Below are 14677 nucleotides of genomic sequence, written 5' to 3' on the forward strand. Positions count from 1 at the left end.
GCCCGGTCTGCGATCAGTCGCTGGCCGGCGTGATCGTGCCATTGAACGTCCGGCCGTCGCGCCAGTAGCTGAACGGGACCTTCTGACCGATCTTCGCCGTCCGTACCGCGACCGTCAATTCGTCGGCGCTCTCGATGGTACGGCCGTTGAACGAGGTGATCACGTCGTTCTCGCGCACCCCGGCCTGGTCTGCCGGACCACCGGCGACCACATTGCGGACCTGTGCGCCCAGCACCCGGTCGTTGCGGACCGAACTCGCGTTGACCCCGATCTGTGGGTGATCGACCGAGCCCTGACGGATGAGTGTCTGGGCGATCGGCACGACCTGATCGATCGGGATCGCGAATCCCAGGCCGATCGAACCGCCCCCCGGAACGAGTCCCGCGGTGTTGATGCCGACCACCTCGGCCTTGTCGCTGACCAGCGGCCCACCCGAGTTGCCGGGGTTGATCGCCGCATCGGTCTGGATCGCGTCGATCACCGCGTCGGTGTCGGATTCGGCGTCCGGCCGCAACGGCACCGGCCGGTGCAGGGCGCTGACGATGCCACTGGTGACGGTCCGGTCCAGGCCGAGCGGCGACCCGAAGGCGACGACCTCCTCACCGATCTGGAGATCGTCGGAGTTGCCGAGCTTGGAGACGGTGAGGTTGTCGACGTTGTCGACCTTGACGACCGCGAGGTCGGTCTTCGTGTCGCGACCGACGATCCGCGCCGGCACCCGCTTGCGATCGAAGAAGACGGCCTCGAGCTTGGCATTGCGGTCGTTCGCCGCCATCGCGATGACATGGTTGTTGGTGACGATGTAACCGCTCTTATCGATGATGAAGCCCGACCCGGTGCCCACTGCGCTGCTGGTCCGCACATCGAGTGCGACCACCGATTTCTCCACCGCGCGAGCCACATTGGCGACCGGGGAACGAGGAGCGGCGCCGTTGTCGGCATCGTCCGTGGACAGCTGGACCGAATCGGAGTTGAGCGGCGAGACCACCTCGGCGGTCCAGCGGCCGATCAGCCCGCCGACGAGTCCGACCACCACCGCGAGCACGGCGAGCGTCGCCAGCGCGTGCCAACTGATCCGCTTTCCGAACAAGACGTCCTGGATGCCCAGCTTGGGGCCCGGATCGGTGGGCTCGGGAGCGGTCGGGACGCCGAGGGCCGGCCGGTCCAGACCGGCCACGCTCTCCGGGTCGCGCCAGGGGTCGGCCGGCGCAGGTGGTGCGTCGGGTTGACCGTAGGTGGCCAACGGGTCCCGCTGAAGGGTGTCGGTCACGCCCTCCGGGCGTCCGAACGCCTCGGCGAGCACAGGGTCCGGCGGGGCGATCTGCGGATCCGGGGTGTCGGTGGTGTCCTCGGACTGTGCGAAGGATCCCTGCACACCGGCCGGGCGTCCGAACACCGCGGCGGTCTGTGGGGACACGGCGCCGTGCCGTGACCTGCCGTCGGTGCCGTGGCCCGCCGTCGTCTCCGCGGCTGACTCCTCCGAACCGGCTACGCCGGAACGGACGTCGTCGGGGCCCGCGCTGTCCGGACCCGCTGTCTCCCCGGCGGACTCGGTCGACCCGTCGAGCTCGCTTTCCCCTCTGGTGTCCACGTGTCAGCGGCCTCGCCAGCGGCTCATCCGGGCACGGGTGCCCTGGCCGGGTCGTCCACGGCGGTCCGCGGAGGCAGAGGTGGGCATCGGGTCGCGCGGCGCCTCGGTGACCGGGAATCCCGGGGCGGCCATCGGGCTCGCAGGCCGATCGTGCCGCCACGGGGACAACGGGCTGTGGCGGTCGGTCTGGGCGTCGCCGGAGACGCCGGTGATGTCGATCTCGCGGGTGGGGATCTGACTGAGCTGACCGAGGAGTCCGGCGGGCAACGACACATCCCCGGCAGACCGCAGTCGAGACCGGGCGGAAACCTGTGCGTCGACGGCCGACATGCACTCCGAACACTGCGCGACGTGCTGGGTGGCCCGAAGATGGGCGGTCATCCCCAACTCACCGTCGACGTAGGCGGCAACCGCTTCCGCGGCGAGATGTTCGGTCGGGGCGAACCGGCGCCCACCGGGTGTACCCGGAGCGCGGTAGGTGCGATTGGGGGCGAACGAGGCGGTGACGGGCGACCAGGTCGACGGGTTCCACGCGGATCGACGCCGACGACGGAGATTCGGCATGGGCAGCTGGCTGTCGCCCTGCTGCCCCGAGGTGACTCGACCTCGGTTCATCTCCATCTGACGTTCACCTCTTCCACCGCTGCGGGCCAGTCCGCCGTCGTGTCCAGTTCGTTCCACGCTACTGCGCTGTCGGCGAGTGTGCCGCCACACCGACCCTCGGGCGCGGCAACCCACCCTATCCGAAGAGGACAACGGCGACGGACCGACCGTGGTTCCCGGAATCTCGATCCGATTCGGGTGACGGCCGATCGCGCCTGTGGAGTGGATGGTCAGTGCACCGCGCCGATGGCCACCGACCTGCTGCCGGTGTGTCCTCGGGCGGTGAGGTGATCGCGGATCGTCTGACGACCGCGGTGAATGCGACTGCGCACGGTGCCGAGTTTGACTCCGAGGGTCGCCGAGATCTCTTCGTAGGACAGGCCCTCGATGTCACACAGGACGACTGCGGCACGGAAGTCCGGCGGCAGTGCGTCGAGCGCCTCCTGCAGATCTGGGTCGAGATTCGCGTCGTGGAAGATCTGCTCGGGATCAGGGGTGTCCGAGGGCACCCGATCATATTCGTCGGGCAATGCCTCCATGCGGATCTTGCTCCGGCGCCGGACCATGTCCAGGAACAGATTGGTGGTGATGCGGTGCAGCCACCCCTCGAAGGTGCCGGGCCGATAGTTCGACAGCGAACGGAAGACCCGGATGAACGTCTCCTGCGTGAGGTCCTCGGCGTCGTGCTGGTTACCGGACAAGCGGTAGGCCAGGCGATACACACGATCCGCGTGCTCGCGCACGAGCTCGTCCCAGGACGGCATCAAGGTCTCGTCGCCGGTGGCATCGAATCCAGCGGTCCCGGTCGGGACGACGTCTGCAGACCCCAGGGGATCAGTCATGTTTGGTGGCCAGTTCCCTTCCCCGGACATCACGTCGGATGACGGATGTTCACGATGGTAAACCACGTCTGCCTGCGATCTATTCCTCGGTCCGAACCTCGGCGGATCGTCGGCTGCGAGCGCATCGGATGCGCTAGTAGAACCCTCTCCCATCGTGGTGTGGTCGCCGTATGAGAGTGCTGAGGTTTCGCTGAGGAAGTGGACGGCGGGTTCGGCGGCCGTCAGAAAAACCTCTGACCTCCGACTTCGGGCGAGGTTGGCGCGCCGCCGACGCAATCGTGACGACGCGACATAACCTCAGGGGGTGACCGATTCATCTGGGGGCTCCGAACCGGCGGGCTCGGTGTCCACGAGCGCCCTCATCGACTACGCGGAATCGGCGATCGTCGAGGACGACGCCCTGGCGTCGGCCCGCACCCGCGCCGACGAACTCGGCGCATCCGCGGTCGCGCCCGCCGTCGGTGCATTGCTGGCGTTGCTGGCCCGCTCCTGTGACGCCCACGCCGTCGTCGAGATCGGCACCGGCGCCGGTGTCAGCGGTCTCTGGCTGCTCAACGGCATGGCCGCCGACGGCGTGCTCACCACCATCGATCCCGAACCCGAACATCATCGCGCCGCACGGCAGTCGTTCGCGGGGGCCGACATCGTGCCGGGGCGGACCCGCCTGATCAACGGCACCCCGACCGAGGTGTTGCCCCGGCTCGCCGACGAGTCCTACGACCTGGTGTTCGTCGACGGTCCGCTCATCGATCACCCGCGCCATGTCGTGGAGGCCGTGCGGATCCTGCGCCCGGGCGGCGTGGTGGTGGTCCACAACGCCACCGCCGACGGCGCGGTCGCCGACCCGACGCGCACCGACCCACCCGCCGCGGCCGCACGGGAGGCGGCGATGCTGATCGCCGACGACGAGCGGCTGATGCCGGTGGTGATCCCGCTGGGCGCGGGCGTTCTCGCGGCCGCCAAGGCCCGCTGAGCCGCTCCCCCGTTCAGACGTCCGTGGAGAAGCGGAGCCCGCCGTCGGGGATCTGCACACCGGGCCACACCCGCGCACCGCGCAGGAGCTCACAGCGCGCGCCGACATCGGCGCCGTCACCGATCACGGTGTCGCGGATCAGGGCCCGGGGCCCGATGCGGGCGCCGAATCCGACGATGCTCCGCTCCACCACGGCACCGGCCTCAATGACCGCACCGTCGAAGACGACGGCACCGTCGAGCCGTGCCCGCGGCCCGATCTCGGCGCCGCGACCCACCACGGTCCCGCCGATGAGCACCGCGCCGGGTGCCACGCCTGCACCGTCGTGGACCATCGATTCGCCGCGCCGGTCGCCGAGCGCGGGCGACGGCGCGATGCCGCGGACCAGATCCGCCGACCCACGCACGAAGTCCTCCGGAGTACCCATGTCCCGCCAGTAGGCGTGGTCAACGTGGGCCTGGATGTGCCGGCCCTCGGAGAGCAGTTTGGGGAAGACCTCACGCTCGACCGAGACCGGGCGACCGGGTGGGATCTCCTCGATCACCGAACGACGGAAGACATAGGTCCCGGCGTTGATCTGGTCGGTCGGCGGATCCTGGGTCTTCTCCAGGAAGTCGGTGACCCGGCCGGTCTCGTCGGTCGGCACGCAACCAAAGGCCCGCGGATCACTGACGGGCACGAGGTGCATCGTGACGTCGGCACCGCTGTTCCGATGCGTGGTCAGGATCTCGCGGACGTCCGTGCCACCGAGCACATCGCCGTTGAACACAAGGATGTTGTCGGCCGTGAGGTCGTCGAGCACGTTGCGGATGCCGCCGCCGGTCCCGAGGGGTTCGGTCTCGGTGACGTACTGCAGGCGCACACCGAGTTTGGAGCCGTCGCCGTAGTACTCGGAGAACACGTGGGCCTGGAACGAGGTGCCGAGCACCACGTCGGTGATCCCCGCCGCCTGGATCCGGGACAACAGATGGGTGAGGAACGGGACACCGGCGGTGGGCAGCATCGGTTTGGGGGCCGACAGGGTCAGCGGCCGCAGCCGGGTGCCCTTTCCGCCCACCAGCACCACGGCCTGCACCGACGATGTCACGTCCGGATCGGACGCCACCTCGACATGGCTCTCACTGGTCACCGGTTCCTCCTCTGTTTCGTTCGACGGCCCGGCCGGCCGCGAGCACCGCGACCCGAGAACGCACGGCCAGCCCGATGCGGAGCGCCAGGCGCAGCGGCGCCTGCCACACGCCCGGATGGCGGTCGGCCTGGAACCGGTAGGCACTCTTGTGATGGGCGGGCAGCATCTTCTCCGGATTGCGTCCGGCCGCATGGCCTTTGGTGTGGACGATCTCCGCGTCCGGTACGTAGACGTTGAGCCAGCCTGCCTTGCCCAGCCGATCGCCGAGATCGACGTCCTCCATGTACATGAAGTACCGCGAGTCGAAACCGTCGATGGAGTCGAATGCGGCACGGCGCACGAGCAGACACGATCCCGACAACCATCCCACCGGACGTTCGCTCGGCGCGGCGTCGTCGGCCCGATAGGCGGCCGTCCAGGGATTGGTCTTCCAGATCGCCCCGAACAATGCGTGTCCGGCGCCGGAGACCAGATCCGGGACCCGCCGCGCCGACGGGTAGATCGAACCGTCCGGCTCGCGGATCAACGGCCCCAGCGATCCGGCGCGCGGCCAGCGTCGGGCCGCGGCGAGGAGTTCGTCGAGCGAACCCGGCGCCCACTCGACATCCGGGTTGGCCACCGCGATGAACTCCACCGCGGGGTCCACCTCGGCGACCGCACGGTTGATGCCGCCGCCGTAGCCGATGTTGCCGCCGGTCCGCACGAGCGTCACGTTGTCGAACTCCTGCTCTGCGGCCTCGGGCGCACCGTCGGTCGACCCGTTGTCGGCGATGACGACCCGGGGCACCGATGAGGCGGTGGCCTTCTCGAGGCTTCGCAGGAATGCCGCGAGGTAATCCCCCGACGAATACGTCACCGTCACGACGGCAAGCTCAGCAGTCACCGGGTCAGGGTAACCAACCTCGTGCGGGCGCCGATCACCCTTCGACGTCATGTGGTCAGCCGCGTGCGATGCGGTCGCGGGTCACCGCGTCGTGCAGAGCCGCCCGCCAGTCGCGCAGCGGGGTCAGGCCCGCAGCGCTCCACGACGCCCCCGACAACACCGAATAGGCAGGTCTGGGCGCCGGACGCGGGAACTCGTCGGTGGTGCAGGGCCGCACCCGTTCAGGGTCGGCGCCCACCTCTTCGAAGACTGCGCGCGCCACCTGATACCAGCTGACGCTGCCGGCATTTGTGGCGTGCAACACGACGCCTGCGGTCGAGCCGCCCGGCTCGGTCGACACCAGTTCCCACAGGCCGTCGGCGAGATCGCCGACATATGTCGGTGACCCGGTCTGGTCGTCGACGACGGTGACCTCGGGACGGACGGACTCCAGACGCCGCATCGTGCCGACGAAGTCAGAGCTGTCCGGAGCGCCGGTGTACACCCACGCCGTCCGGACGACGGTCGCCGTCGGGTCGGTGTCGAACACGATCCGCTCGCCGGCCAGCTTCGACGCGCCGTAGACGGTTTCCGGCTCACCTGTCACGTCGCCGGGTTCGTACGGGACTCGGCGGCGCGGGCCGTCGTCGGTGGCCGCCGCCCCCGCGAAGACGTAGTCGGTGGAGACGTGGACGAGCCGGGCGCCTGCCCTGGCGGACACCCGCGCGAGGTGGCCCGGCCCGTCGCGATTGATCGCGAAGGCACGCCCGGCGTCGGACTCGGCACCGTCGACGTCGGTGTAGGCGGCGCAGTTGAGGATCACGTCCCGGGCGCCGAGGTCCGCGAGAGCGTTCGCCACCGACGCCTCCTCGGTGATGTCGATGTCGGCGGAGGTGAGCGTGCGCACCCGCTCGGAAGCCTTGTCAGACGCTCGCAGCGCCGTGCCGAGCTGCCCGCCTGCGCCGACGATGTAGGTGGTCGCACTCATGGAACACATGGTGCCGTACGGAGATCGCGAGCACGCAGACGCCGATCGGTGATGTGGGTCTCGACGCGAGCGCTCGGCGTTGCACCCTCGAATTCTCACTTCACTTCAGTAGCCTGACGTCAGCACAGCACCATCCGAAACGTCAACATCACGAACAACGGCACGCACTTGCGTAACACGTCCCGAGCGGATGTCGCCGGGTTCGCCGACGACGAAAGGGACTGACCCGCCCGTGGACTCTCGACCCGATGGCGCACGCCGACGTTCCGGCGGTCGCGCACGTCCCGACGAGCCCACCGTCGCGCCCCGCGGCCCCGCCGAGGGACGAGTACGACGTACTCAGCATCCGGCGCAGGGCCAACCGTCCGATCCGCCGCCGCGTCTGCGACGGCCCGCCCCCGGCGATCCGCGCGCCCAGCGCCGCACACCCACCGACGGCCGGACCCCGACCGCGCGCCGCACACCGACCGACCAGGCCCGCCCGGACCAGCCTCGCCGACGACGGCCACCCGATGCGGTGAACGAGCAGGGCCGTCGCAGGTCGGGCGAGATCCATACCCGCGACGGTGTCGCGGCCGATGGGGCACGACACCCGCGACGACGTCCCGACGACGCCGCTCCCCGACGTCGTCCTCGTCCGGCCGACGCACCGGAACCCTCGACCCGACGAGATCGCGCCCAGGGCAGGCCGCGTCCGCCCCGCGCCGACGAACGCGCCGACGCTCCCGGGCGACCCCGACGTCGCCGTCCCGCGGCCACTCCCGGCGATGATCGGCGGACCGTCGAGGCCCCGCGAGCGGCCGGCACCGGGCGACGCCGCCCTTCGCGCCCGAAGTCCCGCCCCGAGCCGGCGGCCGAATCTGCCGGCACACCGGCGCCCAGGCGCGTCACACAGCAGTTCTCGTGGCGATCCCGGACCACCCGCACCGGCCTCGGTCGCGGGCTGGTGGCGTTGCTGTCGGTGGCGGTGCTGTTGTGTACCGGCTATGCGTGGAACAGCGTCAGCAACCTGAACTCGAACATCACCCAGCTGGCCGGTCTCGGACTCGGCGGCGCCGACGACGGCGCCGTGGACATCCTGCTGGTGGGCACCGACTCGCGGACCGATGCCAAGGGCAACCCACTGTCACCGTCCGAGCTCAAGATGCTGCGCTCCGGCGAGGAGGTCGCGACCAACACCGACACGATCCTGCTCATCAGGATCCCCAACGACGGATCGTCCGCGACGGCGATCTCGATCCCGCGCGACTCCTACGTCGACGTGCCCGGTATCGGCATGTCCAAGATCAACGCGGCATATGGCACCACCAAGGAGGGGGTGCGGGGACGTGCGGTCGAGGCAGGCGAAAGCGAGGCGGCAGCCGAGAAGGAAGGCACCCAAGCCGGTCGCAAGGCCTTGATCGACACGGTCGCGAATCTGACCGGCGTCAAGGTCGATCATTATGCCGAGGTCGGGCTGCTCGGCTTCGTCCTGCTGACGAATGCGGTCGGCGGGGTCGATGTCTGCCTGAACGACGCGGTCCGCGAGCCGTTCTCGGGTGCTCGTTTCTCGGCGGGCAAGCAGACCCTGAACGGACCCAAGGCACTGAGTTTCGTCCGACAGCGCCACGGCCTGCCCCGCGGCGACCTCGATCGGATCACTCGTCAGCAGGTCTTCATGGCGTCGCTGACCCAGAAGATGCTCTCCGCCCATCTGCTCACCGATCCCGGCAAGCTCGACGAACTCCAGCGGGCGGTGTCGCGATCGGTGGTGATCGACAACAACTGGGACATCCTGAAGTTCGCGGAGCAGTTGAAGGATCTCACCGGCGGTCGGGTCAAGTTCGCGACCATCCCCGTCGTCACCGAACAGGGCTGGAGTGACGACGGTCAGCAGAGTGTGGTGCAGGTGGACCCGAAGCAGGTCCACAGCTTCACCGACAATCTGCTCAACAGCAAGAAGAACGAGGACGCGCCCGACCGGGCCGACTACACCGTCGACGTGGTCAATGCGGGAACCATCGACGGCCTGGCCTCCAACGTGTCGAACATCCTGACGACCAAGGGATTCCAGGCAGGCAAGACCGGCACCGGCGCGTCGAACGACAAGGACTCGGTGGTGTATGCGCACTCCGACGACGCGGGCGCCCAGCAACTCGCCAAGGATCTCGGTGGTGCCCAGGTCCGAGTCGACTCGTCGATGCCCGACAAGCGGATGAAGGCGGTCTTGACCAACACCTACGGGGGCCCGGGGTCCATCGGCGACACCGGCGCCCAGACCGACAACGTGCCGGCCAGCGAACGGGTCGGCAACAACCGTCCGCCGATCACAGCCGGTTCCGACGGCCCGACGTGTGTGAACTGATGAGCGCACCGACGATCACCTCCGCCGTCTTCGACGCGGTCACCGACTGGTCGCAGCCGCTGCTGACCTACTACGACCATGCGAGCGGTGAACGAACCGAGTTGTCCGGGGCGACCCTGGGCAATTGGGCCGCCAAGTCGGCCAACTTCTTCGTCGACGAACTGGGCCTCGGGCCCGACGACGAGGTCCTCGTGGATCTTCCGGAGCATTGGCAGACCGCGGCCATCCTGCTCGGCGCCTGGTGGGCGGGCACGCACGTCCGGCTGCCCGGCAGCGACGTCGACGGGTCGACGCCCGGTGCGGTGGTGACATCCGCTGACCGGCTCGGCGGATACGACGACGCCGACGAGGTCCTCGTCGCCTCGCTGGATCCGTTCGCGATGGGTGTGCGCGATCTACCGGTCGGGGTCACCGATTTCGCCGGCGCCGTTCGCGTGCACGGTGACCAGTACTCCATGTCGCGCCGGGTCACCGGGCCCGCACTCGACGGCGAGCCGACCGACGATGTGCTCGCCTCGGCCCGCGCAGCGGCCGCGAGCGACGGCATCGTCGCGGGGACGCGGGTGCTCACGGTGCGGCCCTGGCACACCCGCGACCAGGTCGTCGGAAATCTGCTGGCGCCCCTGGTCGTCGGCGCCTCACTGATCGCGGTCTCCCATGCCGACGAGACACGACTTGCCGGTCTCGCCGACACCGAGCGAGCCGGACTCACCCTCCGCTGACACCGGCCCTTCTTGGGCAGAGTGCGCGGGATATCCAGAATCGCAACGGAAATGCATATCAGAGAATTACCGTGTTGCCCATGCGTATCAAAGGGAGGGTTGCTCACTTGGTGGGCGCAAGTGTCCTGAGTGTCGCGATTGCCGGGACCGCACCGGTGGCCGCCGCTCCTGCGGCGGCGTCACCGACCACGATGTTCAACGGGATCATGTCGACCGTCGGTGGCTGTCAGACCCCGATTCCGGACCTGATCAAACGGTGCACCGACGCCGAGCGCCTGACGCCCGAGGTGCCGATGATGCTCCAGCTCAACCCGTTCGGGACCCGCATCGTGATCCTCGGCGCGGGCCTGAATCGGGACGGGTCGATGAAGCCCGTGCTGGTCACCCGCCTGCAGGCGGGACTGTCACTGGCGCGGGGTTTCCCGCCTGCGGGCATCATCACCACGGGCGGTCTGCCGAGGGGCGGGCGGACCGAGGCCCAGGCGATGCGGGCGTGGTTGATCGCCCACGGCGTGCCGACCGCCCGGATCGCCACCGAGAACCAGTCCCGCACGACGGTGGAGAATGCCCGCTACACCGCCCGGATACTCGCCGCCGGGCGAGCCACGGGCGCGGTGGTGGTCAGCAGCCCGACCCACGTGAAGCGCGCGATGCTGAATTTCCGGACGGCGGTGAACGGCTCGATCCCGATTGCCGGGGTGATCGCGGGCTATACCAACGGCGCGCCGGCCGTCGGCTCCGGCAGCGGGTCCTTCGGATCGAGTTGATCCGAACGCGCCCTTTCCGAATCGTCGTCGGGTGCGGCATGCTCGTAGCCATGAAGATCCCCAGTGCAGTGGCCCGTCTCAACAAGGTGGTCACCAATCCGATCCAGCGTCAGTGGGCGCCACGCCTCGCGCCGTGGGCGATGGTCGAGCATGTCGGACGCAAATCCGGTACCGAATACACGATTCCGGTGCTGGCATGGGTCGATGACGACCGGGTGTCGATCGTGCTGGCCTACGGCCGCCACACCGACTGGGTTCGTAACGTGCAGGCCGCCGGCGAGTTCGGGATCGTCCGGAAGTCGCAGCACCACAAGGTCGTCAGGCCACGGATCATCCCCGCGGACTCCCCCGACGTCGCGCGTGGTGCACGGGTCTTCGCCCGGTTCTTCGATTCCGTGCTGACCGGTACGATCGTCGACGGCTGAGCACCACATGGCCGACGATTCGCTCGACGATTTCAGCGTTCGCGACGTCACCGTCGGGAGCACGACCCATCGCGTCTACACACAGGGTTCCGGACCGGCGGTGATCGTGATCGCCGAGATGCCCGGGATCAGCCCCAAGGTCGCGGATTTCGCCCGAAAGGTCGCGGGCCGAGGGCTGACCGCGGTGATGCCGTCCTTGTTCGGGGTGGACGGCCGAGACCCGCGACCATCGAATCTCGGCGCCGTCGGCGCCGCCCAGAACATGGTCGGGACGATCGTGCGCGCCTGCATCAGCCGTGAGTTCACCGTGCTGGCCACCGGAAAGTCCTCTCCGGTCACCGATTGGCTGCGCGGCCTCGCGGCCGAGGAGCACGAACGCTGTGGCGGACCCGGCGTGGGTGCCGTCGGGATGTGCTTCACCGGTGGATTCGCCCTCGCCATGGCCGCCGACGACCGATTGCTCGCGCCGGTGCTGTCCCAGCCGTCGCTCCCCTTCGGTGTCATCCCGGCGCGCAACCGCTCGATCGACATCGGCGACGACGACCTCGCCAGGGTGAAATCACGCTGTGCAGCCGGACTTCAGGTGATGGGCCTGCGTTTCGAGGGCGACCCGCTGTCCCCGCGTGGCCGATTCGATTTCCTCCGAGAGCAACTCGGCGACGCGTTCCTCGCCGTCGAACTGCCCGATTCGGCAGCGAACCCCGATTCGATGCTGCCGAAACCACATTCGGTGCTGACCGAAGACCTGGTCGACGAACCGGGACAGCCCACCCACGACACCCGCGAGAAGGTGCTCGATTTCTTTGTCGAGAAGCTGCTGACGACATCGACATGACACCACCCGCACCGAAAGGTCCACCGAGATGCCCGTCGCCGAGCTGCTGAGACTGGGAACACCGCGCACCATCGTCCGGTGGGGTGATCCGGTGCTGCACACGCCCGCACGACCGGTCACAGATTTCGGGACGGAACTGCAACAGCTCCTCGCCGACATGTTCGCCACCAACGACGCCGCGCACGGCGCCGGTCTGGCCGCGCAACAGATCGGCGTCGACCTCGCCGTCTTCATCTACGACTGCACCGACGAAACCGGTTCTCGGCGCACAGGTGTCGTCTGCAATCCGGCGCTCACGCTTCCCGAAGGTCGTGCCCGACGACTCGTGTCCTACGGCGAGGGATGTCTGTCGCTCCCGGGTGCGTACGCCGACGTCGACCGACCCGACGTCGCCACCTGCGAGGGCCAGGACCAATACGGCGAGGCGATCGTCGTCACCGCAGGCGGAACGCTCGGCCGCTGCCTTCAGCACGAAGCCGATCACATCGATGGAATGGTGTTCGGTGACCGGCTCGCCACCAGAGCGCGCAAGCGTCTCCACCGCATGTTCGACGAAGGGTCGCACCGCTACGCCGACGACTGGCCCCGATCCCCGTCGGGTCGGTAGCGGGAGACGGGCTCAGCTCTCCCCGAGCAGCTTGTCGCGCAGTGCCTGATCCTTCTCGAGCACCATGGTTTCCAGACCCTTCTGGAAATCCTCCATGCGAGAACGCAACCCGGCATCCGCCGACCCGAGGATCCGGATCGCCAGGAGACCCGCATTGCGAGCACCACCGATCGACACCGTCGCCACCGGGACACCCGCGGGCATCTGCACGATCGACAGCAACGAGTCCAGTCCGTCGAGGGTGCGCAACTGGACCGGAACCCCGATCACCGGCAGCGGCGTCGCCGAAGCGACCATGCCGGGCAGGTGGGCGGCTCCCCCGGCGCCGGCGATGATGACCGAGATACCGCGCGCGGCCGCGCCTGCCGCATAGTCGAGCATGCGCTGAGGTGTGCGGTGTGCCGAGACGACACCGACCTCGAACGGGACACCGAACTCCGCCAACGCCTCGGCGGCCGCCTCCATCGTCGGCCAGTCGGAATCGCTGCCCATGATCAGTCCGACGCGCGGACGGGTCGGATCGAGCGCGGCTTCGGCGACAGGGGCCTGGGCCGCCTCGGTGACGACGTCATCGTCGGGGTCGGCGGTGTCGGCGTCGGCAGGGTCCGTCGCGGCGAGTTCCGTGTCGGCGGTCTCCGCTTCGACGGTGTCGGTCTCTGTACCGGCCGTCTCGCTGTTGCTTGACCCGCCGTTACTTGACCCGCTGTTGCTTGTCTCCGTGTCGTCCGTCCCGGTGTGGTCGGTCATGAGTGCACATCCCATCCATCGGTCCACTCGGCAGTCGACATCCAGTGCGCGGCACGCTCGGCGCGCTCCCGGACCTCGGCAACCGAATCGCTGTCGGTACCAACAATGTTGACGTGACCGATCTTTCGATCGGGACGCTCGCCCTTACCGTACAGATGCACCTTGGCATCGGGCATGCGGGCCATCAGGTGATGCAGGCGTTCGTCCATCGACATCGACGGCGCCTCCTGCGCGCCCAGGACGTTCGCCATCACCGTGATCGGCGCCCGAGGGGCGGTGTCGCCGAGCGGATAGTCGAGGACCGCCCGCAGGTGCTGCTCGAATTGCGAGGTCACCGCACCGTCCATGGTCCAGTGCCCGCTGTTGTGCGGCCGCATCGCCAGCTCGTTCACCAGGAGTTCGCCGTCGGTGGTCTCGAACAGCTCCATCGCCATCACACCGACCACCCCGAGCTCCGCCGCAAGCCGCACCGACATCTGCTGTGCCCGGGCCGCAACGTCCTCCGCCAGCTCCGGCGCCGGAGCGAGGACCACGGCACATTGCCCCTTCCGCTGCACCGTCTCCACCACGGGCCAGACCCCACCCTGTCCGAACGGCGATCGCGCGACCATCGCGGAGAGCTCACGACGCATCGACACCTTCTGCTCGGCGATGAGGTCGACGCCCGCGTCGAACTGTTCGTCGAACAACGTCAGGGCCTCGTCGCGATCATCGACCAGCCACACCCCGCGGCCGTCGTAACCGCCGCGGATCGCCTTGAGGACCACCGACCACGCGTGGCGGTCACCGAAATCCACGAACCGCGCGCGCGCCGCATCGCGGTCGCCGGTCAGATCGGCAAAGTCGGGAATCGGGAGTCCGAGTTCGCCGAGCCGGACCCGCATCGCGAGCTTGTCCTGGGCGAAGTGCAGTGCCGCCGACGGCGGACGCACCGCGACACCGTCGGCCTCCAACGCCTGCAGGTGCGCCAACGGCACGCCCTCATGGTCGAACGTCAGCGCAACCGCACCGCGTGCGGCCTCCCGGAGGTCCGCCAGATCGTCATGGGAACCGAGCACCACATCCGCACTGACCTGGGCGGCCGGATCGCTGCCGCTCACGGCCAGCACGCGGAGGCACTGACCGAGCGCGATCGCCGCCTGATGAGTCATCCGCGCCAGCTGCCCGCCGCCGATCATCGTCACGGTAGGCATGCCGGTCTCCGACCGGGTCGGCATGCCGGTCTCCGACCGGGACGGCATA

At 68.8% G+C, this 14677-nt stretch carries 15 protein-coding genes; 7 read left to right on the top strand and 8 right to left on the bottom strand.

The window, feature by feature from the left end:
* Nucleotides 1-13: 13 nt before the first annotated feature.
* The 3 genes from IDF66_RS14875 to sigE form a co-directional block, all read right to left on the bottom strand.
* Complete coding sequence (locus IDF66_RS14875; protein ID WP_190267553.1) at nt 14-1591, bottom strand: S1C family serine protease; 1578 nt, start codon at nt 1589-1591, stop codon at nt 14-16.
* Nucleotides 1592-1594: 3 nt separating this feature from the next.
* Nucleotides 1595-2206, bottom strand: coding sequence for a hypothetical protein (locus tag IDF66_RS14880; protein WP_223309747.1), 612 nt, complete (start codon nt 2204-2206; stop codon nt 1595-1597).
* A 218-nt stretch (nt 2207-2424) separates the two neighbouring features.
* Complete coding sequence (gene sigE / locus IDF66_RS14885; RefSeq protein WP_164308497.1) at nt 2425-3036, bottom strand: RNA polymerase sigma factor SigE; 612 nt, start codon at nt 3034-3036, stop codon at nt 2425-2427.
* A 304-nt stretch (nt 3037-3340) separates the two neighbouring features.
* Between sigE and IDF66_RS14890 the strand changes: the two genes are divergently transcribed.
* A complete protein-coding gene (locus IDF66_RS14890; RefSeq protein ID WP_190267555.1) occupies nt 3341-4009 on the top strand; it encodes an O-methyltransferase in 669 nt (222 codons plus the stop codon).
* A gap of 13 nt (nt 4010-4022) precedes the next feature.
* Here the strand turns inward: IDF66_RS14890 and manB are convergent, their stop codons facing one another.
* From manB to rfbD, 3 genes are read right to left on the bottom strand one after another with little or no spacing between them, the layout of a single operon-like run.
* Entirely contained in the window at nt 4023-5138 is a 1116-nt protein-coding gene (gene manB, locus IDF66_RS14895; protein WP_190267556.1) for a mannose-1-phosphate guanylyltransferase, read from the bottom strand.
* A complete protein-coding gene (locus tag IDF66_RS14900; RefSeq protein ID WP_190267557.1) occupies nt 5128-6021 on the bottom strand; it encodes a glycosyltransferase family 2 protein in 894 nt (297 codons plus the stop codon). Before IDF66_RS14900 ends, manB begins: the two co-directional genes overlap by 11 nt.
* A 55-nt stretch (nt 6022-6076) precedes the next feature.
* Nucleotides 6077-6988 carry a dTDP-4-dehydrorhamnose reductase gene (gene rfbD, locus IDF66_RS14905; protein WP_317628717.1) on the bottom strand — a complete coding sequence of 304 codons (912 nt, stop codon included), beginning with the start codon at nt 6986-6988 and terminating at the stop codon, nt 6077-6079.
* Nucleotides 6989-7220: 232 nt separating this feature from the next.
* On the opposite strand from rfbD, the gene IDF66_RS14910 reads away from it, so the two are divergent.
* The 6 genes from IDF66_RS14910 (at nt 7221) to def (ending at nt 12688) form a co-directional block, all read left to right on the top strand.
* The gene (locus IDF66_RS14910) at nt 7221-9332 is read left to right on the top strand and encodes an LCP family protein (protein ID WP_317628718.1); all 2112 of its coding nucleotides are present in this window, start codon (nt 7221-7223) and stop codon (nt 9330-9332) included.
* Nucleotides 9332-10054, top strand: a complete 723-nt coding sequence (locus IDF66_RS14915) for a TIGR03089 family protein (protein ID WP_190267560.1) — start codon at nt 9332-9334, stop codon at nt 10052-10054. The genes IDF66_RS14910 and IDF66_RS14915 overlap by 1 nt, the downstream gene beginning before the upstream one ends.
* Before the next feature lie 80 nt (nt 10055-10134).
* Nucleotides 10135-10821: a YdcF family protein gene (locus IDF66_RS14920; protein ID WP_190267561.1), complete on the top strand. Its 687-nt coding sequence runs from the start codon at nt 10135-10137 to the stop codon at nt 10819-10821.
* Nucleotides 10822-10871: 50 nt separating this feature from the next.
* Nucleotides 10872-11246 (top strand): nitroreductase family deazaflavin-dependent oxidoreductase, encoded by a 375-nt coding sequence (locus IDF66_RS14925; RefSeq protein WP_190267562.1) that lies wholly within the window; start codon nt 10872-10874, stop codon nt 11244-11246.
* Between the two features lie 7 nt (nt 11247-11253).
* A complete protein-coding gene (locus IDF66_RS14930; RefSeq protein ID WP_190267563.1) occupies nt 11254-12081 on the top strand; it encodes a dienelactone hydrolase family protein in 828 nt (275 codons plus the stop codon).
* A 28-nt stretch (nt 12082-12109) separates the two neighbouring features.
* Nucleotides 12110-12688 (top strand): peptide deformylase, encoded by a 579-nt coding sequence (gene def / locus IDF66_RS14935; RefSeq protein ID WP_190267564.1) that lies wholly within the window; start codon nt 12110-12112, stop codon nt 12686-12688.
* A 12-nt stretch (nt 12689-12700) separates the two neighbouring features.
* On the opposite strand, the gene purE is transcribed toward def, so the two are convergent.
* Nucleotides 12701-13186, bottom strand: coding sequence for a 5-(carboxyamino)imidazole ribonucleotide mutase (gene purE, locus IDF66_RS14940; protein WP_263282340.1), 486 nt, complete (start codon nt 13184-13186; stop codon nt 12701-12703).
* 245 nt (nt 13187-13431) lie between these two features.
* Nucleotides 13432-14676, bottom strand: a complete 1245-nt coding sequence (locus IDF66_RS14945) for a 5-(carboxyamino)imidazole ribonucleotide synthase (protein ID WP_223309749.1) — start codon at nt 14674-14676, stop codon at nt 13432-13434.
* Nucleotide 14677: the final 1 nt, after the last annotated feature.

The organism is Gordonia hankookensis, assembly GCF_014673215.1.
Lineage (GTDB): Bacteria > Actinomycetota > Actinomycetes > Mycobacteriales > Mycobacteriaceae > Gordonia > Gordonia hankookensis.

Coding starts and splice junctions, on each gene's coding strand:
- IDF66_RS14880 (WP_223309747.1), bottom strand. CDS start 2,206: ATGAACCGAGGTCGAGTCACCTCGGGGCAGCAGGGCGACAGCCAGCTG.
- sigE (WP_164308497.1), bottom strand. CDS start 3,036: ATGACTGATCCCCTGGGGTCTGCAGACGTCGTCCCGACCGGGACCGCT.
- rfbD (WP_317628717.1), bottom strand. CDS start 6,988: ATGAGTGCGACCACCTACATCGTCGGCGCAGGCGGGCAGCTCGGCACG.
- IDF66_RS14915 (WP_190267560.1), top strand. CDS start 9,332: ATGAGCGCACCGACGATCACCTCCGCCGTCTTCGACGCGGTCACCGAC.
- IDF66_RS14920 (WP_190267561.1), top strand. CDS start 10,135: ATGCGTATCAAAGGGAGGGTTGCTCACTTGGTGGGCGCAAGTGTCCTG.
- IDF66_RS14925 (WP_190267562.1), top strand. CDS start 10,872: ATGAAGATCCCCAGTGCAGTGGCCCGTCTCAACAAGGTGGTCACCAAT.
- IDF66_RS14930 (WP_190267563.1), top strand. CDS start 11,254: ATGGCCGACGATTCGCTCGACGATTTCAGCGTTCGCGACGTCACCGTC.
- def (WP_190267564.1), top strand. CDS start 12,110: ATGCCCGTCGCCGAGCTGCTGAGACTGGGAACACCGCGCACCATCGTC.
- IDF66_RS14945 (WP_223309749.1), bottom strand. CDS start 14,676: ATGCCGTCCCGGTCGGAGACCGGCATGCCGACCCGGTCGGAGACCGGC.